Origin of the sequence: Streptomyces sp. NPDC127097, assembly GCF_042724075.1 — a bacterium.
Lineage (GTDB): Bacteria > Actinomycetota > Actinomycetes > Streptomycetales > Streptomycetaceae > Streptomyces.
Map to the genome: position 1 here is coordinate 1 of NZ_JBHXFI010000012.1, position 22,273 is coordinate 22,273.

Genomic DNA, 22,273 nt, shown 5'->3' on the forward strand with positions numbered 1-22,273 from the left:
GTCGGACTGCTTCGCTTTACGTCCGACAACACACCCCTCCGCCCCCGGCACCTCGTGTCCGTGTGGGACCGCAGCCCGGTGGGGGGAAATGGGTCAGGACCAGGCGTCGCCCCAGGTGGCGTCTCGGGCCTCGCGGTATTGGGGGCCGTGGCGTTTGGTCACCGTGGTGCGTTGCAGTTTGTCGTGGGTGGTGCACAGGTCCAGGAGGACCTGGCCCTTGCGGAGTTGGGGTTTGCGGATGATGCGGGCGGGGGCGGGGGTGGCGTCGAGGGTGGTGGCGGCGACGTAGCTGAACTTTTCGTCCTCGTACGGGAGGGAGCCGCCCTTGACCTGGCGGTGCAGGGAGGAGCGGCTGACCCGGGCGGAGAAGTGGCACCAGTCTCCCCCAGCTACCGCTGGGGGTGCCCCCACCCTCCGGACAAGCGGGACGATCGGGCAGGTGTCGCTGTGCGGGCAGGGGGCGACGATGCGCAGACCGGCCTCGGTGAGCTGGGTGCGGGCCTCGCGGATGCGGAGGTAGCCGTCGGGGGTGCCGGGTTCGATCAGCACGACGGTGCGGGCCGTGGTGGCCGCGGCGACGACGGCGCGACGGTCCTCGGGGCGGAGTTCGCCGAGGACGTAGGAGACGGTGACCAGGTCCGTGCCGGCGGGGACGGTCAGGCCCTCGCCGATGGTCTGCCGCTGCCAGGTGACGTCGGGGAGGCTCTCGGCGGCCAGTTCCCTGCCGAGGTCCAGGGCGGGCTGGGCCCAGTCCAGGACGGTGCTGTGGTGGCCTTCCCAGGTGGCGGCGGTGGCCCAGGTGGCGGCGCCGGTGCCGCCGCCGATGTCCACATGGGTGGCCGGGGACCAGTCCGGGACCCGGGCGGCGAACGCGGCCAGCGCGGCCCGTACGGCTTCGAAGGTGGCCGGCATGCGGTAGGCGGCGTACGCGGCCACATCCGCGCGGTCGCGCAGGACCGGGGCGTCGGTGGGGGTGCGGCCCCGGTAGTTGGTGATCAGCCGGTCGACTGCCTGCGCGGCCTGCTTGGGTGGCAGGCCGTCGAGCAGGCCCGCCAGCGCGGCGCGCAGTTCCTCGTGCATGGGGGAAATTCTACGGCGCCCGGCGGCGTGCCCTGCCTGGTCAGGTGGCGCGGGACACCGCGCGGGCGAGCCGGGTGGCGGCCGCGGCGCGGGGGGCGCTGCCGCTGTCGCGGCGGCGGGGGTGGACGGTGTTGGCGAGCAGGACGAGGAAGGTGTCGGTGGCGCGGTCCAGGACCAGGCTGGTGCCGGTGAAGCCGGTGTGGCCGGCCGCGCCGCGGCCCGCCAACTCGCCCATGAAGTACGGCTGGTCGACGGCGAAGCCGAGGCCGGGCGGGTCGAGGAGGGCGGCGACGGCGTCGGGGCCGAGGATCCGGGCGGGGCCGTAGGCGCCGCCGTTGAGCAGGGTGCGGCAGAGCACGGCCAGGTCCTGGGCGGTGGAGAAGAGCCCGGCGTGGCCGGCGACGCCGCCCAGCGCCCAGGCGTTCTCGTCGTGCACCTCGCCGCGGATCAGGCCGCGGTCCGCCTTGGCCCAGGGCCGCCGCTGGTCCTCGGTGGCCGCCACGCCGTGTGGTGCCAGCGGACCGTACGAGGTGCTGGACATGCCCAGCGGGCCGGTGATGCCGTCGCGGATCAGGGCGTCGAGCCGGTGGCCGGTGCGCTGCTCCAGGATCAGCTGGAGGGCGATGAGGTTGAGGTCGGAGTAGCGGTGGACGGGGGCCCGGCCGCCGCTCGGGGCCGCCGCCTCCCGCCACAGCAGCGCCAGTTGGGCGGCGCGGTCCCGGTGGTCGTAGAAGGGGAGCTCGGGGGCGAGGCCGGAGGTGTGGGTGAGGAGCTGCCGGACGGTGATGCCGGGGGCGAAGGCGGGCAGGTCGGCCCGTACCTCGTCGTCGAGAGCCAGTCGGTCCTGTTCGACCTGCTGGATCGCGGCGATGGCGGTGAACAGCTTGCTGAGCGAGGCCAGGTCGAAGACGGTGCCGACCCGCATCGGCTCCCACAGGTCGCGGGGCAGGTCGAGGCCGCGGTCCCGCTCGGGGTCGTAGGCCCGGTAGCGGTACGCCCAGCCGGCGGCGGCCTCGGCGGCGACGACCGGGCCCCGGCCGGCCAGCACGACCACGCCGGGGGCCCAGGGCGGCCGGCCCTCGGGCAGCGCCCGCACCCCGCGGACCAGCCGTTCCATCCAGCCGGGGTCCAGCCCGGCGCGGGCCGGTGTGCCGTAGGTGAGTGCCGTCGCGTTCAGAGTCTGGTCCTCTCGCCCGCCGTGCTCCCGTTGCTCTCCCCCCTACGCTGCCACGGGCGGCACATTCCCAGGAAGCTCACGAGCGCCAACACGGCGCAGGAAAGCTGAACGAGCGCCATCGGCACCGCGGTCCGCTCGCCCGCGATACCCACCAGCGGGGAGGCCACCGAGCCGAGGAGGAAGGTGGAGGTGCCCAGCAGCGCGGAGGCGGAGCCGGCCGCGTGCGGGGTGCGCAGCAGCGCCAGGGTGTTGGTGCTCGGCATGACCAGGCCCATGGCGGACATCAGGACGAAGAGGCCGGCGGCCATCGGGGCCAGGCCGACGTGGCCGAAGACGCCGGCGGACATCAGGAGCAGGGCGGTCGCGGCGAGGGCGATCAGCGCCAGACCGGTGCCCAGCACCTTGTCCAGGCCGACCCGGCCGACGAGGAGCTTGCCGTTGATCTGGCCGACGGCCACCAGGCCGATGGAGTTGATGCCGAAGAGCAGGCTGAAGGTCTGCGGGGAGGCGCCGTAGATCTCCTGGATGACGAACGGCGAGGCGGAGATATAGGCGAAGAGGGCGGCGAAGGCGAAGGCGCCTACGAGGGCGTAGCCGGAGAAGACCCGGTCGGCGAGCAGATCGCGCATGGTGCGCAGGGTCTGGCCGAGGCCGCCGGAGTGCCGGCGCGCGGGCGGCAGGGTCTCGTCGAGCTTGCGCCACACCAGGAGGGTGAGCGCCACCCCGACGACGGTGAGGACCACGAAGACCCCGCGCCAGTCGGTGAGCCGGAGGATCTGGCCGCCGATGAGCGGGGCGACGACCGGCGCCACCCCGGAGATCAGCATCAGGGTGGAGAAGAACCGGGCCATCGCCACGCCGTCGTACAGATCGCGGACCACCGCCCGCGCGATGACGATGCCGGCCGCGCCCGCCAGGCCCTGCAACAGGCGGAAGGCGATGAGGAGTTCGGCGTTGGTGGCGACCGCGCAGAGGGCGGTCGCCAGGATGTAGACGACCATGCCGGCCAGCAGCGGGCGGCGGCGGCCCCACTTGTCGCTCATCGGGCCGACGATCATCTGCCCCAGCGCCATGCCCGCCAGGCAGGTGGTGAGGGTGAGCTGGACGGTGGCGGCCGGGCTGTGCAGGGCGGCGGTGACCTGTGGCAGGGCCGGGAGGTACATGTCCATGGAGAGCGGCGGGACCGCCGTGAGGCCGCCGAGGACGAGGGTGACGAGGAGGCTGGTGCGGCGGGACGCGGCCGGTGCTGGTGCCGCGCCCCGCTCGGCTATGGCGGGAAGGTCCTGGGTCTCGGCCGCGCCGGGCTCCGTCATACGGGTCTCCATGGTGATAGATGGCTGCACCATGGTGTCATGCACGGGACGGCTTCTGACCGGATTCGGACCGGTCCCTTCGGCCTAGGACGGACCTAGGCCGAACGTCCCGGATCAGGCCGGCTTCAGGCCCGGATCGCCCGCTTCGGAGACGAACGAGGCGGCGGTGCGCACCGCGGCCCCGGGGGTGGTGACGGCGGACACCGTGCGGTAGTCGGCGCGGGCGGTGTCCTGGTCGAGGGTGACGGTGAGGTAGCCGCGCCGGCCGTTGTAGAACTTCAGGTGCGGGTTGGCGGCCAGGTAGGTGTCCCAGTTGGCCGGCTTGTCCGCGCCATTCTTGCCGCTGGAGATCGAGGTGGTGACGAACTCCACCCCCGCGGTGCGCGAACCGGGGTCCGTGAAGTCCTTCTTGATGTCGAAGGCGTAGTGGACGTGCACATCGCCGGTGAGGACGACGAGGTTGTCCACACCCGCCGACTCGGCACCGGCCAGCACCCGGTCGCGGGAGGCCGCGTAGCCGTCCCAGGCGTCCATGCTCAGCTGGTAGCCGGGGCCGGTGGCGTTGCGCCGCTCGGAGAACGTGACCTGCTGCGGCAGCACGTTCCAGCGCGCGGTGGACTCCCGCCAGCCGTCGATCAGCCAGCGCTCCTGGGCGGCGCCGGTCAGGGTGCGCGCGGGGTCCCGGGACTCGGCGCCCGGGGCGTGCCAGCCGTCGCCGTACGCCTGGTCGGAGCGGTACTGGCGGGTGTCGAGAATGTCGAACTGGGCGAGCTGCCCGTACTGGAGGCGGCGGTAGAGCCGGCAGTCGGCGCCCTGGGGCCGCTGCGGGCGGCGCAGCGGCTGGTTCTCCCAGTACGCGCGGTAGGCGGCGGCCCGGCGGACGAGGAACTCGGCGGGCGGGAGGTGGTCCTCGCTGATGTCGGAGGCGTAGTTGTTCTCCACCTCGTGGTCGTCCCAGGTGACGATGAAGGGGTGCGCGGCGTGCGCGGCCTGGAGGTCCGGGTCGGACTTGTAGAGGGCGTAGCGCAGCCGGTAGTCCTCCAGCGTGACCGTCTCGCGGTTGAAGACGGCGGGCAGCGTGCGGTCGGTGTAGTTGCGGGCACCGCCGTTCGCGCCGACCGGGTACTCGTAGAGGTAGTCACCGAGGTGGAAGACGACGTCGAGGTCCTCCTCGGCCAGGTGGCGGTGGGCCGTGAAGTAGCCGTCGTGGTACGCCTGGCAGGAGACCGCGGCGAGCTTCAGGTCGGAGAGCCGGGCGCTGCGGGTGGGGGCGGTGCGGGTGCGGCCGACCGGGCTGATCCAGCTGCCGGCGCGGAAGCGGTAGTAGTAGACGCGGTCGGGCGCGAGACCGGTGGGCTCGATGTGCACGGAGTGGTTGAACTCCGGGTGGGCGTCGGCGCGGCCCTGGCCGGCCAGCCGCTTGAAGTGCTCGTCGTAGGCGACTTCCCAGCGGACCGTGACTCTGGCCGCCGGCATGCCGTTGCCGGGCTCGTACGGACGCGGGGCGAGGCGGGTCCACAGCACGACGGAGCCGGGCTGCGGGTCACCGGAGGCGACGCCCAGGGTGAACGGGTTCTCGGTGATCTTCCGCGCGTCGGCCTCGGCGGCGTAGGCGGCGCCCGCGCCCGGCAGGTTGGTCGCGAAGGCGAGCGCCGCGGCGGCCCCGGTGGCGGTGAGGAAGCGGCGGCGGCCGAAGTGCGCCGCCGCGGCCCGGATCTCCTGCTCGTGCGGTGCGTGGTGAGTCATCTGGCCCTCCCCTGAAGGCGGTTGTCGCAGAGCCCGTAGGGGATCCATTCCAGGGGCACGGGACGGCGCGGTGCTGTCCCGTGCACGACACAGACATGACAGCTGGATGAGGACTGGGCCCGCACCGGACGCGGTCGGACAATCACGGCACCGGCCATGCCTCCGTAGGATTCACGGCATGGCTGAACTGATGGTGCGCGACGGCACCTGGACCTTCGACGGCGACGCCGTGCGCATCGTGCCGGGCCGCGAGCGCGGGGTGCACAAACTGCGCCAGGATCTCGGTGAGTTCACGGTGCCGCTGGCCGCGCTGGCCGGGATCGCCCTGGAACCGGGCCGTAAGGGCGGCCGGCTGCGACTGCGGCTGCGGGAAGGCGCGGATCCGCTGCTTCAGGTCACCGGCGGCGGTCTGCCGGACGAGGCGAACCCGTACCGGCTGACCGTCGACGCCGGCCGGGTCGAGGTCGCCGAGTACTTCGTCGACACCGTACGCCAGGCCCTGATGCTGGAGCAGATACCGGACGGGCCTTCCGACCGCTATCTGCTGCCCGGTCCGTCCGTACCGCTGTCGGCCGCCGGGGTGGACGGTGTCGCCACCTTCGACGGCGAACGGGTGCACCTCGAATGGCGCTGGAACACCAGCGAGACCAAGCGGGACTGGGGCCCGCGGAACTTCCCGCTCGGCACGCTGGAGGCGGTGGAGTGGCGGGCCGCCGCCGGTCTGGAGTCCGGCTATCTCCGGTTCCGGCCGCGCGGGGCGACGGAGCGGCTCAAGCCGGAGCACGACCCCAACTCCATCGAGCTGTGGGGCTTCAAGAAGGAGAGCGGCACCACGGCGCTGCTGGCGGCCGCGGTCGCGGCGCGGCTGCCGCATCCGTCGGCCGGGGCGGGCAAGGCCCTGCCGGCGGCCGCGCCGCACACGCCGGCCGCCCCGCTCGCCCCGACCGCCCCGCTCGCCCCAGCCGCCCCGCTCGCCCCGGCCGCTCCCCCGGCGTCCGCCGCCGCCCCCGCCGAGGACCATGACGCGCTGCTGCGCCGGCTGCGCGAACTGGGCGATCTGCACCGCGACGGCATCCTCACCGAGGAGGAGTTCACCGCCACCAAGGCGGCGGTCCTGCGGCGCTTCCACACCGGGGGCTGAGTCGCGGCGGCGGCGCCCCGTCCGCCGCCCGTAGGCCGTTTACGCTGCCGCCATGGCAGAGAACACAGAGCCGGCACGAGCAGCACGGACGACGCCGATGGCACGGGCCGGGCAGGTGGGCGGAGTGGCGACCGCGCCCCGGCCCACCCTGCCGGCACCGACCTCGCGGGGCGGGCACAGCACCCAGACGGCCCCGGCCGCGCAGGAGGCACGGCAGGACGGGGCGGCACCACGGCAGGTGGCCGTGGTCACCGGTGCCGGCTCCGGCATCGGGCGGGCGGTCGCCCTCGCGCTGATCGCCGCCGGCTGGACGGCGGTGCTGGCCGGGCGGCGCGCGGAGGCGCTGGCCGAGACCTCCCGGCTGGCCGGCCCGGCCGGCCCCGACGGCCCCGCGATCATGACGATGCCGACCGATGTCACCCGCCCCGAGCAGGTCGACGCCCTGTTCGCCGCCGTTCACGAGCGGTTCGGGCAGCTGGACCTGCTCTTCAACAACGCGGGCACCTTCGGCCGGGCGGTGCCGCTGGAGGAACTGGACTACGACGACTGGCGCGCGGTCGTCGACGTCAACCTCACCGGTTCCTTCCTCTGCGCCCAGGCCGCCTTCCGCACCATGAAGGCCCAGGACCCCCAGGGCGGCCGGATCATCAACAACGGCTCGATCTCCGCCCACACCCCGCGCCCGCACTCCATCGCCTACACCGCCACCAAGCACGCGATGACCGGCCTGACCAAGTCGCTCTCCCTGGACGGCCGTCCGTACCGGATCGCCTGCGGGCAGATCGACATCGGCAACGCGGCCACCGAGATGACCGGCCGCATGCAGACCGGCATTCTCCAGGCGGACGGCCGGACGGCGGTCGAGCCGGTGATGGACGCGACGGACGTCGCCCGCACGGTCGTGCAGATGGCCGCACTGCCGCTGACGGCCAATGTGCAGTTCGCGACGGTGATGGCCACCAACATGCCGTATATCGGGCGGGGTTGAGGGAAACGACGGGACATCGAATCCCCGTACGACCCCTGCCCACTTTCCCCTTCCGGTGGCACCCTGAGAGCCTGCCTTCGCACCCGGCCGGGCCGACCGGCCGGGGTGTGAGGACAGGCGCTTCCTCGAATCCGCACCTCTCGTCTGCCGGGCCGCCCCCGTGCGGCCCGTTCCCCCGCGGCCGCGCACGCCCGCCGTACGCGGCCCCCGCAGAAGGAGTTACGCGTGAGACGAACCGCTCGCGGCATACCGGCAGTTCACGGCATACCGGCGCCGCGCCCCGCAGGCAGATCCCGGGCCGCCCTCGGCACCCTGACAGCCGCCGGTACGCTGCTCGCCCTCCTGCTCCCCACCGGTCCGGCCGGCGCCGCCACCCCGCAGCCCGGCCACCACACCGCCACTCCGCGGACCGCCCCCGTCGCCTTCTGGACCGCCGACCGGATGCGCGCCGCCGCTCCCCTGGACCTCGCCACACCCACGAAGCGGTCCGCCCCCGCCGCGGTTCCGCGCAGCGCCCCGCTCACGGTGTCCCCCACCCTCCCCCGACTCCCCCGGGCCGCCGCGCCGTTGCCCGGGGCCCTCCCCCAGGCCGGCGGCCCGTGGACCGGCGGCGGCGCGGTCGTCAAAACGACCGGCCGGGTGTTCTTCACCTACCAGGGCCGCAACGCCTCCTGCTCCGGCGACGCGGTCACCAGCGGCAACAAGAGCACCGTGATCACGGCGGGGCACTGTGTGAAGCTCCAGGGCGCCTGGCACACCAACTGGGTCTTCGTCCCCGGCTACCACGACGGCCAGGCCCCGTACGGCAAGTGGCCGGCGTCCAAGACGCTCGCCACTCCCCAGTGGACGGCGAGCGAGGACATCAACTACGACGTCGGTGCCGCGGTGGTCGCCCCGCTCGACGGCAAGAAGCTCACCGATGTCGTCGGCGGCCAGGGCCTGTCCTTCAACTCCGGCTACAGCAAGGCGATGTACGCCTTCGGCTTCCCCGCGGCGGCCCCGTACGACGGCAGCAAGCTCATCTATTGCAGCGGCACCACCTTCAAGGACCCGCTGTTCTCCCAGGACCACGGCCTGTCCTGCAACATGACCGGCGGCTCCAGCGGCGGCCCCTGGTTCACCTCGTTCGACGAGAAGACCGGCACCGGCCTCCAGTCCTCGGTCAACAGCTTCGGCTACCAGTTCTGGGCCAACACCATGTTCGGCCCGTACTTCGGCGACGACGCCAAGAACCTCTACAACACGGCGCAGTCGTCCTGAGGCACAACGGGGCCGCCTGGACCTTGTCCGGGCGGCCCGCTCCCCACGCCGGGGGTTGCCCTCCCGGGGGCTCCCCCTCCCCGTCCGGTCCGAAGGTGCCGACGGCCCGCGAACGCCATCGAGCCGGACCCTGTGGAAGAGCCGACAGGGGTGGTGAGGTGGCGATTACGATGCGTTCATGGGGTATGCGGACTGGGGGGACCCGCAGCGCACGTTGGCTGTGGTGAAGGGGCTGATGCGGGCGCCTCTGAAGGAGATTCTGGCCACGCTGTCGGCCGCGATGGCCGATCTCGTGCCGCACGAGGCGCTGGTGATGCTCACCGGGGACTGCCCCAAGTCGGCGAACTGGGGTTACGGGGACCCGGAGTTGACCGGGGACGTCACCACCGCCGAGTTAGCGACGCTGGCCACCCATGTCGACGTCGGCAAGCCGTGGTGGGGGCAGGCCCCGCTGGCCGGCGCGGCGCGGCCGGTGCTGGCGGTGGCGTCCGCGCCGCCCGGGTCGGCGGGGGCGTTGTTGGCCGTGGTGGTCTCGACGGGGGGTGCGCCGGAGCCCGAGGTGCTGGCGCTGGTCCAGCAGCTGTGGGACCTGGCCACCGGGCGGGTGATCGATCTGCTGCCGGGGGCGGTGCCGGTCGACATGGCCGCTCCATGGATCGCCAGGAGCGAGCGGGCCCGGGCCGTGGCCGATGTGACGGATGCGCAGGCCGCCACCCTCACCGCCCTGCTCGGCGTCCTGCGCAGCCGTACGCTGCCGGACGACGCCGCCCGGCGGACCGCCACCGATGTCGCGGTCGCCGCGCTGGTGGAGCTGCGGGCCACCGACGAGGACCGGCAACTGCCGCCCGAGGAGAGCCTCCAGGACGCTTTCGGGCGGCTGACGGACATGCTCAGCCTGCTCTCCCGGCACGGCGATGTCGCGCTGGAGTACTCCGCGCCCGGCAGTCCGCAGCGTCTGATCCCCCCGGACATCGCGCGCGCCGCCCGCACCACCGCGCGCGGCACCGTGCTGACGATGCTGGAGCAGGGCGGTGTCGAGCGGATCCGCGTGAGCTGGGAGGCCGAGGACACCGAACTGTGCACGGTGATCCGTGACGACGGCCCGGGGACGCTCGCCGCGGAGGCGCTGGCCGTCCACCGGCTCACCGACCGGGTCGGCGCGCTGGGCGGGACGCTGACGGTGGACGCGGTGCCGGCGTGGGGCACCATCGTCACCGTGCGGCTGCCGCTGGCGGCACCGGACGTCCCGGGCAGCGACCCGCTGGGCGACCTCCACCCCCGGGAGCTGGACGTCCTGCGTCACCTGGTCCACGGGCACCGGAACCGGGCGATCGCCGACGCGCTGCACATCAGCGAACACACCGTGAAGTTCCATGTGGGCCGGATCCTCAAGAAGCTCGATGTGCGGTCACGCGGCGAGGCGGCGGCACTGGCCCGCGCGGCGGGCTTTCCGCCCGGGGCGTCCCTGACGCCGTAGGGCGCCGGGCGCGGGAGCATGCCGCGTGCGGGAGAGGCCGGCGGGCGTCACGCGGCGGTGCCGTGCTGCGGCACGCCGCGTGACCTCCGATGCCCGGTGACGGGCGGGGCCGTGGGCTCAGGTGGTGAGGACGACCTTGCCCATGGTGGTGCCCGAGTCGATGAGCCGATGGGCCTGCGCGGCGTCGGACAGCGGCAGGGTGTGCGCCAGGTGGACCCGCAGCGCGCCGGTGTCCACCAGGTCCGCCAGCGCCGCGAGGCCCACCGGGTCCGGCTCGGCGGTGACGCCCAGGCACCGCAGCCCCCGGTCGGCCGCCTTCCGCGCCAGCGCCGCGTTGTGCATCTCGACGATGGTGACCAGGGTGCCGCCGGGCCGCAGGACGTCCAGGGAACGCAGTGCGGTGTCACCGCCCACGGTGTCGAGGACGACCTCCACGTCCCGGGCGGCGTCCGCGAAGTCCGTGGTGCGGTAGTCGATCACCTCGTCGGCGCCCAGCGTGCGCACGAAGCCGGCCTTGGCGGCGCTCGCGGTGGTGAGGACCTCGGCCCCGCGGGCCTTGGCTATCTGGACCGCGAGGTGGCCGACGCCGCCCCCGCCGGCGTGGACCAGGACCCGCCGCCCCGTGCCGACGCCGGCCGCGTCCACCAGCGCCTGCCAGGCGGTCAGCCCGGCGAGCGGCAGGGCGGCGGCCTGCGGATGGTCCAACGACGCCGGTTTGCGGGCCAGTTGGCGGGAGGGCGCGGTGACGTAGTCGGCGTAGCCGCCGGCGGCACGCGGCATGTGCGGCATGCCGAAGACCTCGTCGCCGACGGCGAACCGGGTCACCCCGGACGCGACCTCCTCGACCGTGCCGGCGACGTCCCAGCCGACGATGAACGGCGGTTCGCCCAGGAGCGGGATGGCGCCGGAGCGGACAAGGGCGTCGATGGGGTTCACCCCGGCCGCCCGCACCCGCACCAGGACCTCGTTGAGCACGGGCCGGGGGCGGTCGGTCTCGGTCAGCTCCAGCACGTCCGGTCCGCCGAACGACCGCTGGGTGACGGCGCGCATCCGGCCGGTGGTCACCGGGCGTCCGCGATCATCTCGTCGAGGGTGCTGCCTTCGGGGACGGCCTGTCCGACGTCCCAGTGCTCGGCGAGCCTGCCGTCCTCGATCCGCCACAGGTCCACCACGATCACCGCCGGAGCGTCCGGGGAGACCCGGACGACGCCGTGGGTCCACACCTGGTCGTCCTCGGCGATCATGCGCCGGATGGTCAGGGAGAAGTCGGGGAAGGGTGTGGCGGCGTGCTCCCGGAAGCTGTCGACGGTCCGGTCGGGGCCGACCCCGGCGCCCGGGTGGTGGTTGGTGAAGTCCTCGGTGAGCAGCGTGCGCGCCCGGTCGAAGTCCTTGTCGTTGTAGAAGACGCGGATGAACTCGGAGACCAGTTCCTTGTTCGCCTTCAGGGAGTCGGTCTGCATCGGCGGTGTTCCTTCCTCGTGCCTCGTCGTCATTCCTTGATGCCGACCACGATCGAGTCGGGGCCGGCGAGGTGTTCGCTCCAGGTGCGGCCGAACCCCGCCTCGGTCATCCAGTCCCTGCATTCCCGTGCGGTGTAGCCGAAGCCTCCGTCGGTGACCGCGCGCATGGTCAGGCTCATCAGCAGGGCGAAGGCGTTCTCGGACCGGTCGTCGTCGATGAGCGAGTCATAGACGACGACCGCGCCGCCGGTGGGCAGGGCCTGCCATGCCTTCTTGAGCAGCAGCTTCTTCTTCTCCAGGTCCCAATTGTGGAGTATGTGGCCGAAGGTGAAGATATCGGCTCGGGGGAAATCATCGGTGAAGAAGTCGCCCCCGGCGAACGTCAGCCGCTCATTCAGGCCATGGGCCCGGGCGTACTCCTCGAACACCGGCCCGGCCGCCGGCAGGTCGAAGCCGATGCCGGTCAGGTGCGGGTTGGCCAGCAGGACCTGCACCGCCAGGTCGCCCTGGGCGGTGCCCATGTCGGCCACGGTCCGGTGGTCCCGCCAGGACACCTGCCGGGCGATGGCGCGGTTGGCGGTGTGGCTGACTCCGGTCATGGACGCGAGGAACTGCTTGAGCCGCGCGGGGTCGGCGTAGAGGGCGTCGTAGGTGTCCAGCTCACTGGCGCTGGACTCGTCGTGCGGCAGTCCGGTGCGCAGGGTGTCGGTCAGGTGGTGGTAGATGCCGTACAGCCGCGAATTGGCCATCTCCAGCAGCCCGCCGAGGTGGGCGTAGGCCGGCTTGTCGCGGTCGAGGAAGGCGTCGGCGTCGGCGGCGTTGTGGTACTCGCCGTCGGCCCGCCGGAGCAGGCCCAGCGCCACCAGCGTGTCGAAGAAGTCCTCCGCCGCGCGGGGGTGCAGGCCCAGCCGCCGGCACAGGGCCGGGCCGTCCGCCGGGCCCTTGGCGAGTTCGGTGAACACGCCGAGTTCGATCGCGCTGAGCAGCGCCTTCGACGCCTGGAAGCCCATGCCGAGTTCCAGGAGGCGGTCGGGAGAGGGGTGGGGTCGGGTCACGGAGTGCTCCTCGGGGTGAACAGGGACCGGGCGTAGGCGCGTGCCGTCGGCTCGATCTGGAGGGCTTGGTGGGTGGCGATGGCGTTGACGTCGCGCCAGATGCGCTGGAGGGGGCCGTCGGCGGCCTGGCCGCTCGTGCCGGCGGTGCGGAAGATCCGGTTCACCGCGCCGGCCAGCGTGTCGACGGCGAAGGCGCTGTCCCGCGCGTTGCGGGCGACCTGCTCGGGTGTGATCGGCTCGCCGCTGTCGGCCAGGTCCGCGATGCGTTCCAGCAGCAGCTGGGTCGCGTCGATCTCGGCGGCGCTGCGCGCGAGCACGGTCTCGTAGGTGGTCTGGTTGTCCAGGGCCCCCGGTACCCCCGGTAGTACGGGGACGTTGTGGAGTTTGCGCCCGAGGTGGTCGGTGAGCAGGGCGAGGGCGCCGCGGGCCGCACCGAGGGCCGGGACCACGAACGTCAGGCCGTTGACGGCGGGCAGCGGGGCGAGCCCGGCGGTCCGCGGCTCGGCGGGGTCGGCGGGGTCGGCGGGCCGGCCGGCGAAGAGGGCGGCCCGGTCGCCGACCCGGTGCGCGGGGACGAAGACGTCCTCCACGACCACGGTGTTGCTGCCGGTGGCCTGCATGCCGACGCTGAGCCAGGTGTCCTCGGCCCGGCACTGCGCGCGGGGGACGGCCACCAGGGTCAGCCGCGGTCCGCCCCGGGCCAGCAGCTCCTTGGCACACACGATGACCCAGTCGGCGCACTCGATGCCGCTCATGTACGGCCAGCGCCCGGAGACCCGCAGTCCGCCGGGCTCGCCGACCGCCTCGCCGTACGGGATGACCGAGCAGACGACGGCGGCGTCGGGCCCCCCGGCCCAGATCTCCTGCCGGCCCTCGGGCGGGAAGAAGGACACGAACCGGGGGGAACTCGCGAACAGGGAGGCGCACCAGGCGGTCGCCGCGCAGGTCTCGCCGAGCACGGTGACGGCCCGCATCAGGTCCCGGAACGTGCCGGCGTTCCCGCCGAACGCGGTGGGGACGAAGTGCCGCATGAAGCCGGCCCCGGCCAGGGCCTTGACCACGTCGGGGCTGAGCCGGCGCTCGTGTTCCATCTGGGCGACCAGCCCGGAGGCCAGTTCGGCGACGGCTTCGGCGGCCGCCGGCAGTGACTCGCGCACTGGGTGCATTCTCATCATCCTTGGTTGCGTCGACGAGGGGCTACGGGCGGCCACGACGGGCCGGTGGCGGCGGGAGCGGGGGCCGCGGACCGATGCGGCAGGGCGTCACGGGCGGCGGAGGAGGTAGTCGGTGGGGTCGGCGGTGCGGGTGAGGCGCCAGTACTCCTGCGCGGAGTAGGGCCAGTTGGTCGCCGAGCGGCCGTCGGCGTTGTACCAGCCGCCCACCGTGGACCAGCCCCAGGCGCGCTGCCGGTTCCCGGCGTCGACCCAGCGGTTGTAGGCGTCATGGGTCTCCGGGCGGACCTCCGCGGAACGGTGCCCGCCCGCCAGCACCATCCGCAGGACGCCGAGGACATGGGTCATCGCGCACTCGGAGAAGTAGACGATGCTTCCGCCCTGGCCGACGAGGTTGGTGTTCGGCCCGTACAGGCAGAAGAGGTTGGGGAACCCGGGCACCGTGATGCCCAGGTAGGCGCGCGGGTCGCCGCGCCAGCTCGTGTGCAGGTCGGCCCCGTCCCGGCCGGTCACCGTCATCGGGGTCAGGAAGCGGGATGCCTGGAACCCGGTGGCGTAGACGAGGACGTCGGCGTCGTGTTCCACCCCGCCGGCGGTGAGTCCGGTCGGGGTGACCCGGTCGATCGGTGCGGTCACCAGGCGGACGTCGTCCCGTTGGAGGGTGGCCAGCCAGCGGCCGTCGTCCCGCAGCACGCGCTTGGCGCCGACCGGGTAGCCCGGTGTCACCGCGTCCAGCAGCTCCGGGGCGTCGGGCAGCTGGGCCGCCATCGACGCCAGCAGGCTGGTGCGCAGCTCCTCGTTGAGCGCGGAGACCGCGCGCTCGGTGGGCGGGTGGCCGGGGTCGACGATCCAGCCCTCCAGGATGCCCCGCAGGCCCGGGGCGAAGAGCCAGAAGCGGTACCACTGGGCGTAGTACGGCACGTGCTCGCACAGCCAGCGGGCGCCGTCGGGCATCGGGCGGCGGTAGTGCGGGGTGGGCCGCAGCCAGGGTGGGTTGCGCATGAAGACGACGACCTCGGAGGCCGTCCCGGCGATCTCGGGAACGATCTGGTAGGCGCTCGCGCCGGTGCCGACGACGGCGACCCGCCGCCCGGTGAGGTCGGCCGAGTGGTCCCAGGCGGCCGAGTGGAAGGCGGGGCCGGCGAAGGCGTCCCGGCCGGGCAGGTCCGGCAGCAGGGGCCGGTTCAGCTGTCCCACGGCGCTGATGACGGCGTGGTGGCTGACGGTCCGGGCCCCGTCCGGGCCGCGGAGGGTGAGGTCCCAGCGGGCTGCCGTCTCGTCCCAGCGCAGAGCGGTGACCTCGGTGCCCAAGCGGAGGTGGTCGGTCAGCCCGGCCTGTTTGGCGAAGGTGCGGAGGTAGTCCAGGACGACGTCCTGGGTGCAGAAGTGGTCGGGCCAGTCGGCCTTCGGGGCGAAGGAGTAGTTGTAGAGGTGGCTGGCCACGTCGGTCCGGCATCCGGGGTAGGTGTTCTCCAGCCACGTCCCGCCGACGTCGGGGTTCTTGTCGTAGATCACGAACGGGATGCCGGCCTGCGCCAGGCGGTGGCCGGCCAGCAGCCCGCTGAAGCCGGCACCGATGACGGCGACGTGGAAGTCCCGGCCCGGACCGAGCGCGTCGAGGGTCCAGTCGGGGGCCCGGGGGTCCAGGCCGGGGAGGACGATCTCCTCCGCCAGCAGCGGCAGCAGGTCCTCGGTGCCGTCCCCCATGGCCCAGGTCGTGATCGTACGCAGCAGCTCCCGGTCCGGAGGGCCGGGCACAGTGCCGGGGGCGCGGTCGCCGAGCCGCAGCAGGACCTGCACGGCCCGCTCGCGGACCTCGGCCTGCCGCTCCTCGGACAGGCCGCCCTGGGGCGCGAACAGCCAGCCGGGAGACCGGAGGTCGTCGGGCAGCAGGGAGGTGTCGCCGGTCAGGTGCGCGAGCGTCATCAGCAGCGCGGGGACCTCCGCCCCGGCCAGGTGCCGGCGCAGGGTCTCCGCGTCACCGGGGAACGGTGCGACGGGCCGGTGGATCGCCATGGGAACATCCGCCTTCGCAGTGGGTCAGCGTGCCGGGCTGGGCGTGGTGAACTTCCGGTCGACGTAGACGGCGGGGGTCCCGTGGTCGGCGGCGAGCAGGTGGTCGACGACCTTGCCGACGAGGATGACGTGGTCGCCCGCGTCGTACCGCTCCTCGACCAGGCAGTCGAGGGTGGCCAGGGCGTCCTCGACGACCACGCCGCCGCGCGGCGTCCGGGTGAATCCCCCGCCGGCGAACTTCTCGGCCGTGCTGGTCGCGAAGCGCCGGGCCAGTTCCGTGTGGTGGCCGCGGAGCAGGCTGACCGCGAACTCCGCGCTGCGTTCGAACACCGGGTGGCACCGCGCCGACTTGGCGACACAGATCAGCAGCAGCGGCGGGTCCAGGGACACCGAGCACAGGGAGTTGACGGTCAGACCGTGCGGTGCGCCGGTCTCGTCGCAGGCCGTGACGACGGCGACCCCGGTGGGGAAGCGGGCCATGGCGTCCTTGAATGCGTGGGACATCGTGTGCCGCCCCGTCAACTCGACGGCTCGGCGGCGGCGTTGACGAGGTCCAGGACCGCGCGCGGGGTCGTCAGCTCCGGTATCCGCTCGTCGGGGACGGGCACGCCGTAGTCGGCGGTGATGCGGGCGGCGGTCTCCAGCATGGCCAGCGAGTCGTAGCCGAGGCTGGTGAAGTCCTTGTCGAGGATGTCGCCGGAGAGGCTGTCGTCGTCGGTCTCCCCTGCGCACTCGATCAGCAGGCGCCGGAGGTCGTCGAGGGTCATCTGGGGCATGGTGGGCTCCTTGAGAGGTGTCGGTGGGACGGGCCGGCCGGCCGGTTCCGGCCGACGGGTGGTCACGGTGCGGGGACGGCGCGGACGACGACCGCGCTGTTGAACCCCCACTTGCCGCGGGCGAGGACCAGGGCCGCCGACACCGGGCCGCGGCGGGGCGCGCCCCGTACCAGGTCGATGCGGTAGTCCTCGGGCACCTCGGTGGTGCCGGCGGTCGGCGGGATCACGGCGTCGCGGAAGGACAGCAGCGCCGCGCAGACGTCCACCGGCCCGCCTCCGGCGTAGAGGCGTCCGGTCAGCGTTTTGGGCGCGGTCACCGGCACCCCGCGAGGCCCGAACAGACCGCTGACGGCCTCGGCTTCGGCCCGGTCGAGGTCCGGTACGCCGGAGGCGTCGGCGAACACCACATCGATGTCGTCCGGGGCCATCCCGGCGTCGGCGAGCGCCAGTTCCGCGGCGCGGCGCAGGCCGGGCGGGCGCGGTGAGCCCGGGGGCGGGTCGAAGGTGGTGGCGTATCCGGCGATCTCGCCGTACACGTGCGGGGCACCGCGGCGGGCCGCCGCCCCGGCGGACTCCACCACGAGGATCGCGCCGCCCTCGCCGGGGACGTATCCGCCGGCGTGGGCGTCGAAGGGCAGATAGGCGCGGGACGGGTCGGTGGCGGCGCTCAGGCGGCCGCCGGAGAGCTGTGCCACCCACCCCCAGGGGTCCAGTGCCGAGTCGACGCCGCCGGTGACGACCATCGGCGTACCGCGCAGCACGGTCCGGCGGGCGTGGCCGAGGGCGTCCAGTCCGCCGGCCTGTTCGGCGACGAGGGCGCTGCCGGGGCCGCGAAGTCCGTGGCGGAGGGAGATCTGCCCGGTGTTCACCGCGTAGAACCACGCGTAGGACTCGTAGACGCTGACCGCGCCGGGGCCCTGTGACCAGAGTTTGTGGAACTCGCGGTGGGTGAACTCGAAGCCGCCGGAGGCGTTGGAGGTGACCACGCCCTTTTCGTAGTCGTCGAAGTCGTCGGGCCCGATCTTGGCGTCGGCCAGTGCCCAGTCCGCGGCGACCAGGGCGTAGCGGGTCGAGACATCGGTCTGCGGCAGGAGCCGGCTGGGCAGGTGCTCCGCCGCGTCGAAGGCGTCGATCTGCCCGGCCAGCCGGACCGGGTAGCGTGCGGCGTCGAACCGGGTGAGCTCGCCGATGCCGCTGCGGCCTTCGAGGACCGCCGCCCAGTACCGCTCCACTCCCGCGCCGTTGGGCGCGAGCAAGCCGATGCCGGTGACCAGGACCGGTTCTCGCTGCCGCGTCATGCCCGGGCACCCCCGGCCCGGCGCAGGACCATCGCGCTCTGGAAGCCGCCGAACCCGCTGCCCACGGTGAGCACGCTGCGGAGGTTCTTCTCGCGGGCGGTCCGGGGGACGTAGTCGAGGTCGCACTCGGGGTCGGCCTCGTGCAGGTTCGCGGTCGGCGGGATCACCCCGTTCTCGATCGCCAGGGCGCAGGCGGCGATCTCGATCGAGCCGATGGCGCCGAGGGAGTGCCCGACCATGGACTTGATGGAGCTGACCGGCGCCCGGTAGGCGTGTGCGCCCAGGCTGCGCTTGTAGGCGGCCGTCTCGTGGCGGTCGTTCTGCTTGGTCCCGGAGCCGTGGGCGTTGATGTAGTCGATGTCGGTGGGGTCGATGCGGGATGCGTCCAGGGCGACGCGGATGGCCTCGGCCATCTCCCGGCCGTCGGGCTTCAGACCGGTCATGTGGTAGGCGTTGCAGCGTGCGGCGTAGCCCGTGATCTCGGCATAGATGTGCGCGTCGCGGCGGCGGGCGTGCTCGTGGTCCTCCAGGACGAACATGGCGGCGCCCTCGGCGAGGACGAAGCCGTTGCGGGTCCGGTCGAAGGGCCGGGAGGCGTGCTCGGGGTCGTCGTTGCGGGCGGTGGTCGCCTTGATGGCGTCGAAGGAGGCGACGACGATCGGGGTGATCGGGGTGTCGGACGCGCCGGCGAGCATGACGTCCGCGCTGCCCTCCCGGATCACCTGACAGGCGTGGCCCACCGAGTCGATGCCCGAGGTGCAGCCGTTGGAGACCATCGTCACCGGGCCTTCGGCGGCGACGGTCCACGCCACCTCGGCGGGCATCGCGCTCGGCGCCAGGTAGTCGAACATGTGCGGGGACAGGCTGGCGTGGTCGACCAGCCAGTTCCGCCCGCTGTCGGACAGCACGAGGTACTCCTGTTCCAGGCTGGTCGCCGCGGCCACGGCGCTGCCCAGGCTGACGCCGACCCGGCCGGGGTCGAACGTCTCGAACTGGAGCCCGCTGTCGGAGATCGCGTCCCGCGCACACACCACGGCGAACTGGGACGCCCGGTCCATGCGGCGGATCTCCAGCGGGGAGAGCCCCTCGTGCACCGGGTCGAAGTCGGCCTCCGCGGCGACCTGGGAGCGGTAGCGGGACGGGTCGAAGAAGGACAGGCGGCGGGTGGCGGTGCGGCCGGACGTCAGCAGCTTCCAGAACGCCTTGGTCCCGTCCCCGCCCGGGGTCCGCACCCCGATGCCGGTGATCACCACACGGCGGGTCATCGCACACCCCCCGTCACCCTCGAAGCTGCCGGGTCGTTCATGACGTTCCCCTTTCGTCGGAAGCGCACGGCGTCGGCGCAGGACCCGCTGCGACGCGGCGCAACGAGACGCTCGGCAGGTTCCGGGCCGCGGCTTGGACCTCACTCGAAGGCCGGTGGTGCGCGGATCGCCCCGGACGGCTTCGAGCGAGGGTCGAGCCATCTGCGAACGGCGGGCGCCAGCGTGCGGGGCGCCGGCCCGCCGTTGTGGCGGTGACCGGTTCTCACCAGCCGATCCACACGAGCCGAGGAGCGCACGAGGATGGACGACCTGACGTCAACCACGCTGCTGGCGGCGGCCGGGGACGTCGCCTCCGCGGCGGCGGACCACGCGGCCGCCGCGGAGGCCGACCGCCGGCTCGCCCCCGACGTGGTCAAGGCCCTGGTCGCGGCGGGCTTCCCGCGCCACTTCGTACCGGCCGGGTGCGGCGGGCGCGAGGGCACCTTCCTGGAGCTGCACCACGCGGTGACCGCCGTCGGAGCGGGCTGCACCGCCACCGCCTGGTGCGCGTCGCTGGCCGCGCACGTCTCCCGGATGGCCGCGCACCTGCCCGCCGAGGGGTACCGCGAGATCTGGGCCGACGGCCCGGACGCCCTGCTGGTCGCCGCGCTGTCCCCGATCGGCACGGCCGAACCGGTCCCCGGCGGCCACCGGCTGTCGGGCACCTGGCCGTTCGTCAGCGCCATCGACCACGCGGACTGGGGCCTGCTGGCTGCCATGGTGCGCACCGGCGACCGGCCCGAGCCGCGGCTCTTCGCGGTGCCGCGCTCCGCCTGGCGGACCGTGGACAGCTGGCAGAACGTGGGCATGGCCGCCACCGGGAGCAATACGGTGATCGTCGATGACGTCCTGGTCCCGGCGGCCCGCTCGGTCAGCCGGGCGGACCTGTTCGCCGGCCGGGCCGCCGCCCCGACGGCGGCCTGCCACATGGTCCCGATGCAGTCCACGACCATGATGTTCGCCTCGCCCGCGCTCGGTGCCGCCAAGGGGGCGCTGGCGTCCTGGACCGGCCACGCCACGTCGAAGATCCGGGCCGCGGCCGGCCGGTCCGGGCCCCCGCCGGCCGGCATGCCGGCGTTCCACCGCATCTCCTACGACGTGCTCCTCACCCGCAGCGCCACCGAGATCGACGCCGCCGGCCTGCTGCTCGAACGGGCCTCGGCGACGGCGGACTCGGGGCCCGGCATCAGCGTGCCGGACACCATGCGGGCGTGGCGCGACTGCGCCATGGCCACCGACCTCCTCGTCGGCGTGGTGAACCGGCTCTTCCGCGGGGTGGGCACCAGCGGCCAGTCCACCGCCAACCCGGTACAGCGCTTCTGGCGCGATGTGAACTCGGTGGCCGGTCACCAGGCGTTGCAGCTGGAGTCCGCCGCGGCCGCGTACGCCCGGACCGTCATCGAGGACTGACCCGCCGGACGGCCGGGTGCCGCCGGCGTCCCGCCAGGGCGCTCCGCCCCGGCCCCTCCCTCCCCATCCCGTCTGCGAAAGGGCCCGATGGCCATGACGACCACCACCCGCCCGCCCACGGTCCGCCCGGAGGAGTTGATCGGGGCGTGGGAGCTCCTCTCCTACGTCAGCGTCGACGAGGGGGGCGCGCTCGGTGCGGGCCCCCTGGGTCCGGACCCCCGGGGGCTGTTGATCTACAGCGCCGACGGCCGGGTGTCGGTGAGCATGATGCGGGGGGACCCGCCGCCGGCCGGCCGGGAGGGCCCGGCGCCGCGGTTCATGGGGTACGCCGGGACCTGGCGGCTGTCCGGGCGGCAGATCGTCCATGACGTCGCGGTGAGTTCGCACGGCTATCTGGTCGGCTCCCGGCAGACGCGCCGGCTGGCGTTCGACGGCGCGCTGTTGACCCTCGCCGGTTCGGCGGGCGCCGCGGGCGGGCCGCCGCAGGAGCGCGTACTGACCTGGCGGCGGGCGGCCGGTGGCCGGTCATGAGCTACGACTTCGACCCCGAACTGGCCCCGTTCGCGGCGCGGATGCCCCCGCTGGACTACGCCGACCCGGCGGGGGCGCGGGCCGCGCTGCGTGCGGTGATGGCGCGTCAGCCGGCGTACCGGCCGCTGTCCCGGGTGGTGGTGGAGGACCGGACGGTGCCGGTGCCCGGCGGGCCCGGGGTGACCGTACGGCTGTACCGGCCGCCGGCCCGCCGGGGTCCGCGGCCGGCGCTGGTCTTCCCGCACTGGGGCGGCTTCCTCACCGGCGACCTGGAGACCTCGCGGACGGCCGCCACCCGGATCGCCGACCTGGTGGGTGCGGTGGTGGTGTCACCGGACTACCGCCTCGCGCCGGAGCACCCGTTCCCCGCCGGCTTCGAGGACTGTGCCGCCGCGTTGGAGTGGACCGCCGCCCACGCCGACGAGCTGGGGGTGGACCCCGCCCGGATCGGCGTGGGCGGCTTCAGCGCCGGCGGGGGGCTGGCCGCCGCCCTCGCGCTGCGTTCCCGGGACCGGGGCGGGCCGCCGGTGTGCTTCCTCTACCTGCTGTTCCCGCAGTTGGACGACCGGCTGGCGACCGGTTCCGCCCGGGCCTTCGTGGACACCCCGATGCTCGATCGCGGCAACCTGGTCCTGAGCTGGCAGCACTACCTGGGCGGCGGCGAGCCCTCGCCGTACGCGGCGCCCGCCCGGGCGGCGGAACTGCGCGGGCTGCCGCCGGCCTTCGTGGGGGTGTGCGAGTTCGACCCGCTGCGGGACGAGGGCATCGCCTTCGCCCAGCGGCTGGTCGGGGCGGGGGTGCGGGCCGAGCTGGTGCGGTACCCGGGGACCTTCCACGCCTCCGTGGGCCTCGCGCACGCCGCGGTCTCCCGGCGGATGACGGCCGACCAGATCGAGGCGCTCCGCCGCGGTCTGGGGGCGTGAACCGCCGGCGCGGCCATGCGCCACGGCCGGGGGGGCCCGACGACGGTGGGTGTGGGGGACGCCGGCCGGCGGGGGCGGCCCGCAGGGGCCGTGGCCCCGGCGGCGGCCCGGGGGGGGGCGGTCACCGAACTGGGGCCGTGGCCGAG

Annotated in this window: 20 protein-coding genes; 7 read left to right on the forward strand and 13 right to left on the reverse strand. The window is 73.8% G+C overall.

Annotated features, from left to right (window positions below):
- Window positions 1-93 precede the first annotated feature (93 nt).
- From ACFWJW_RS12280 to ACFWJW_RS12295, 4 genes are all read right to left on the reverse strand, one after another.
- A complete protein-coding gene (locus ACFWJW_RS12280) occupies window positions 94-1,080 on the reverse strand; it encodes a small ribosomal subunit Rsm22 family protein (RefSeq protein WP_387238615.1) in 987 nt (328 codons plus the stop codon).
- A gap of 40 nt (window positions 1,081-1,120) precedes the next feature.
- Window positions 1,121-2,197 carry a serine hydrolase domain-containing protein gene (locus tag ACFWJW_RS12285; protein WP_387238618.1) on the reverse strand — a complete coding sequence of 359 codons (1,077 nt, stop codon included), beginning with the start codon at window positions 2,195-2,197 and terminating at the stop codon, window positions 1,121-1,123.
- A gap of 56 nt (window positions 2,198-2,253) precedes the next feature.
- Window positions 2,254-3,570 carry a multidrug effflux MFS transporter gene (locus tag ACFWJW_RS12290; RefSeq protein WP_387238976.1) on the reverse strand — a complete coding sequence of 439 codons (1,317 nt, stop codon included), beginning with the start codon at window positions 3,568-3,570 and terminating at the stop codon, window positions 2,254-2,256.
- Between the two features lie 114 nt (window positions 3,571-3,684).
- A complete protein-coding gene (locus ACFWJW_RS12295; RefSeq protein ID WP_387238621.1) occupies window positions 3,685-5,316 on the reverse strand; it encodes an alkaline phosphatase D family protein in 1,632 nt (543 codons plus the stop codon).
- A gap of 178 nt (window positions 5,317-5,494) precedes the next feature.
- On the opposite strand from ACFWJW_RS12295, the gene ACFWJW_RS12300 reads away from it, so the two are divergent.
- The 4 genes from ACFWJW_RS12300 to ACFWJW_RS12315 all read left to right on the forward strand — a co-directional run bounded on the left by ACFWJW_RS12300 (window position 5,495) and on the right by ACFWJW_RS12315 (window position 10,182).
- On the forward strand, window positions 5,495-6,457 hold the full coding sequence (locus ACFWJW_RS12300) for a DUF4429 domain-containing protein (protein WP_387238624.1): 963 nt from the start codon (window positions 5,495-5,497) through the stop codon (window positions 6,455-6,457).
- Window positions 6,458-6,554: 97 nt separating this feature from the next.
- The gene (locus tag ACFWJW_RS12305; protein ID WP_387238979.1) at window positions 6,555-7,445 is read left to right on the forward strand and encodes an SDR family oxidoreductase; all 891 of its coding nucleotides are present in this window, start codon (window positions 6,555-6,557) and stop codon (window positions 7,443-7,445) included.
- Between the two features lie 225 nt (window positions 7,446-7,670).
- The gene (locus tag ACFWJW_RS12310) at window positions 7,671-8,705 is read left to right on the forward strand and encodes a peptidase (RefSeq protein WP_387238627.1); all 1,035 of its coding nucleotides are present in this window, start codon (window positions 7,671-7,673) and stop codon (window positions 8,703-8,705) included.
- Between the two features lie 178 nt (window positions 8,706-8,883).
- Window positions 8,884-10,182 (forward strand): hybrid sensor histidine kinase/response regulator transcription factor, encoded by a 1,299-nt coding sequence (locus ACFWJW_RS12315; RefSeq protein ID WP_387238630.1) that lies wholly within the window; start codon window positions 8,884-8,886, stop codon window positions 10,180-10,182.
- A 117-nt stretch (window positions 10,183-10,299) separates the two neighbouring features.
- Here ACFWJW_RS12315 and ACFWJW_RS12320 read toward each other — a convergent pair whose 3' ends face one another.
- The 9 genes from ACFWJW_RS12320 to ACFWJW_RS12360 all read right to left on the reverse strand — a co-directional run bounded on the left by ACFWJW_RS12320 (window position 10,300) and on the right by ACFWJW_RS12360 (window position 19,224).
- Complete coding sequence (locus tag ACFWJW_RS12320) at window positions 10,300-11,232, reverse strand: NADP-dependent oxidoreductase (protein ID WP_387238982.1); 933 nt, start codon at window positions 11,230-11,232, stop codon at window positions 10,300-10,302.
- 11 nt (window positions 11,233-11,243) lie between these two features.
- Window positions 11,244-11,642, reverse strand: coding sequence for a nuclear transport factor 2 family protein (locus tag ACFWJW_RS12325; RefSeq protein ID WP_387238633.1), 399 nt, complete (start codon window positions 11,640-11,642; stop codon window positions 11,244-11,246).
- A gap of 29 nt (window positions 11,643-11,671) precedes the next feature.
- Window positions 11,672-12,697 (reverse strand): methyltransferase, encoded by a 1,026-nt coding sequence (locus ACFWJW_RS12330; protein WP_387238636.1) that lies wholly within the window; start codon window positions 12,695-12,697, stop codon window positions 11,672-11,674.
- On the reverse strand, window positions 12,694-13,863 hold the full coding sequence (locus ACFWJW_RS12335; protein ID WP_387238640.1) for an acyl-CoA dehydrogenase family protein: 1,170 nt from the start codon (window positions 13,861-13,863) through the stop codon (window positions 12,694-12,696). Before ACFWJW_RS12335 ends, ACFWJW_RS12330 begins: the two co-directional genes overlap by 4 nt.
- A 96-nt stretch (window positions 13,864-13,959) precedes the next feature.
- On the reverse strand, window positions 13,960-15,885 hold the full coding sequence (locus ACFWJW_RS12340; RefSeq protein ID WP_387238643.1) for a flavin-containing monooxygenase: 1,926 nt from the start codon (window positions 15,883-15,885) through the stop codon (window positions 13,960-13,962).
- A gap of 24 nt (window positions 15,886-15,909) precedes the next feature.
- Entirely contained in the window at window positions 15,910-16,389 is a 480-nt protein-coding gene (locus ACFWJW_RS12345; RefSeq protein ID WP_387238646.1) for a flavin reductase family protein, read from the reverse strand.
- Window positions 16,390-16,403: 14 nt separating this feature from the next.
- The gene (locus tag ACFWJW_RS12350) at window positions 16,404-16,661 is read right to left on the reverse strand and encodes an acyl carrier protein (protein WP_387238649.1); all 258 of its coding nucleotides are present in this window, start codon (window positions 16,659-16,661) and stop codon (window positions 16,404-16,406) included.
- A gap of 62 nt (window positions 16,662-16,723) precedes the next feature.
- Entirely contained in the window at window positions 16,724-17,959 is a 1,236-nt protein-coding gene (locus ACFWJW_RS12355) for a ketosynthase chain-length factor (protein WP_387238652.1), read from the reverse strand.
- The gene (locus tag ACFWJW_RS12360) at window positions 17,956-19,224 is read right to left on the reverse strand and encodes a beta-ketoacyl-[acyl-carrier-protein] synthase family protein (protein WP_387238655.1); all 1,269 of its coding nucleotides are present in this window, start codon (window positions 19,222-19,224) and stop codon (window positions 17,956-17,958) included. Before ACFWJW_RS12360 ends, ACFWJW_RS12355 begins: the two co-directional genes overlap by 4 nt.
- A gap of 300 nt (window positions 19,225-19,524) precedes the next feature.
- Here ACFWJW_RS12360 and ACFWJW_RS12365 point away from each other — a divergent pair, with 300 nt between their 5' ends.
- The 3 genes from ACFWJW_RS12365 to ACFWJW_RS12375 all read left to right on the forward strand — a co-directional run bounded on the left by ACFWJW_RS12365 (window position 19,525) and on the right by ACFWJW_RS12375 (window position 22,127).
- Window positions 19,525-20,673: a hydrolase gene (locus ACFWJW_RS12365; RefSeq protein WP_387238658.1), complete on the forward strand. Its 1,149-nt coding sequence runs from the start codon at window positions 19,525-19,527 to the stop codon at window positions 20,671-20,673.
- A 93-nt stretch (window positions 20,674-20,766) separates the two neighbouring features.
- A complete protein-coding gene (locus ACFWJW_RS12370; RefSeq protein WP_387238661.1) occupies window positions 20,767-21,204 on the forward strand; it encodes a lipocalin-like domain-containing protein in 438 nt (145 codons plus the stop codon).
- Window positions 21,201-22,127 (forward strand): alpha/beta hydrolase, encoded by a 927-nt coding sequence (locus tag ACFWJW_RS12375; RefSeq protein ID WP_387238664.1) that lies wholly within the window; start codon window positions 21,201-21,203, stop codon window positions 22,125-22,127. Before ACFWJW_RS12370 ends, ACFWJW_RS12375 begins: the two co-directional genes overlap by 4 nt.
- Window positions 22,128-22,273: the final 146 nt, after the last annotated feature.

Bases quoted from the DNA above. Each gene is read 5' to 3' on its own strand.
- ACFWJW_RS12365 (WP_387238658.1), top strand. From the start codon at position 19,525: ATGGACGACCTGACGTCAACCACGCTGCTGGCGGCGGCCGGGGACGTC.
- ACFWJW_RS12285 (WP_387238618.1), bottom strand. From the start codon at position 2,197: ATGGAACGGCTGGTCCGCGGGGTGCGGGCGCTGCCCGAGGGCCGGCCG.
- ACFWJW_RS12375 (WP_387238664.1), top strand. From the start codon at position 21,201: ATGAGCTACGACTTCGACCCCGAACTGGCCCCGTTCGCGGCGCGGATG.
- ACFWJW_RS12345 (WP_387238646.1), bottom strand. From the start codon at position 16,389: ATGTCCCACGCATTCAAGGACGCCATGGCCCGCTTCCCCACCGGGGTC.
- ACFWJW_RS12350 (WP_387238649.1), bottom strand. From the start codon at position 16,661: ATGCCCCAGATGACCCTCGACGACCTCCGGCGCCTGCTGATCGAGTGC.
- ACFWJW_RS12360 (WP_387238655.1), bottom strand. From the start codon at position 19,224: ATGACCCGCCGTGTGGTGATCACCGGCATCGGGGTGCGGACCCCGGGC.
- ACFWJW_RS12325 (WP_387238633.1), bottom strand. From the start codon at position 11,642: ATGCAGACCGACTCCCTGAAGGCGAACAAGGAACTGGTCTCCGAGTTC.
- ACFWJW_RS12315 (WP_387238630.1), top strand. From the start codon at position 8,884: ATGGGGTATGCGGACTGGGGGGACCCGCAGCGCACGTTGGCTGTGGTG.
- ACFWJW_RS12355 (WP_387238652.1), bottom strand. From the start codon at position 17,959: ATGACGCGGCAGCGAGAACCGGTCCTGGTCACCGGCATCGGCTTGCTC.
- ACFWJW_RS12295 (WP_387238621.1), bottom strand. From the start codon at position 5,316: ATGACTCACCACGCACCGCACGAGCAGGAGATCCGGGCCGCGGCGGCG.
- ACFWJW_RS12300 (WP_387238624.1), top strand. From the start codon at position 5,495: ATGGCTGAACTGATGGTGCGCGACGGCACCTGGACCTTCGACGGCGAC.
- ACFWJW_RS12370 (WP_387238661.1), top strand. From the start codon at position 20,767: ATGACGACCACCACCCGCCCGCCCACGGTCCGCCCGGAGGAGTTGATC.
- ACFWJW_RS12335 (WP_387238640.1), bottom strand. From the start codon at position 13,863: ATGCACCCAGTGCGCGAGTCACTGCCGGCGGCCGCCGAAGCCGTCGCC.
- ACFWJW_RS12340 (WP_387238643.1), bottom strand. From the start codon at position 15,885: ATGGCGATCCACCGGCCCGTCGCACCGTTCCCCGGTGACGCGGAGACC.
- ACFWJW_RS12290 (WP_387238976.1), bottom strand. From the start codon at position 3,570: ATGACGGAGCCCGGCGCGGCCGAGACCCAGGACCTTCCCGCCATAGCC.
- ACFWJW_RS12320 (WP_387238982.1), bottom strand. From the start codon at position 11,232: ATGCGCGCCGTCACCCAGCGGTCGTTCGGCGGACCGGACGTGCTGGAG.
- ACFWJW_RS12305 (WP_387238979.1), top strand. From the start codon at position 6,555: ATGGCACGGGCCGGGCAGGTGGGCGGAGTGGCGACCGCGCCCCGGCCC.
- ACFWJW_RS12280 (WP_387238615.1), bottom strand. From the start codon at position 1,080: ATGCACGAGGAACTGCGCGCCGCGCTGGCGGGCCTGCTCGACGGCCTG.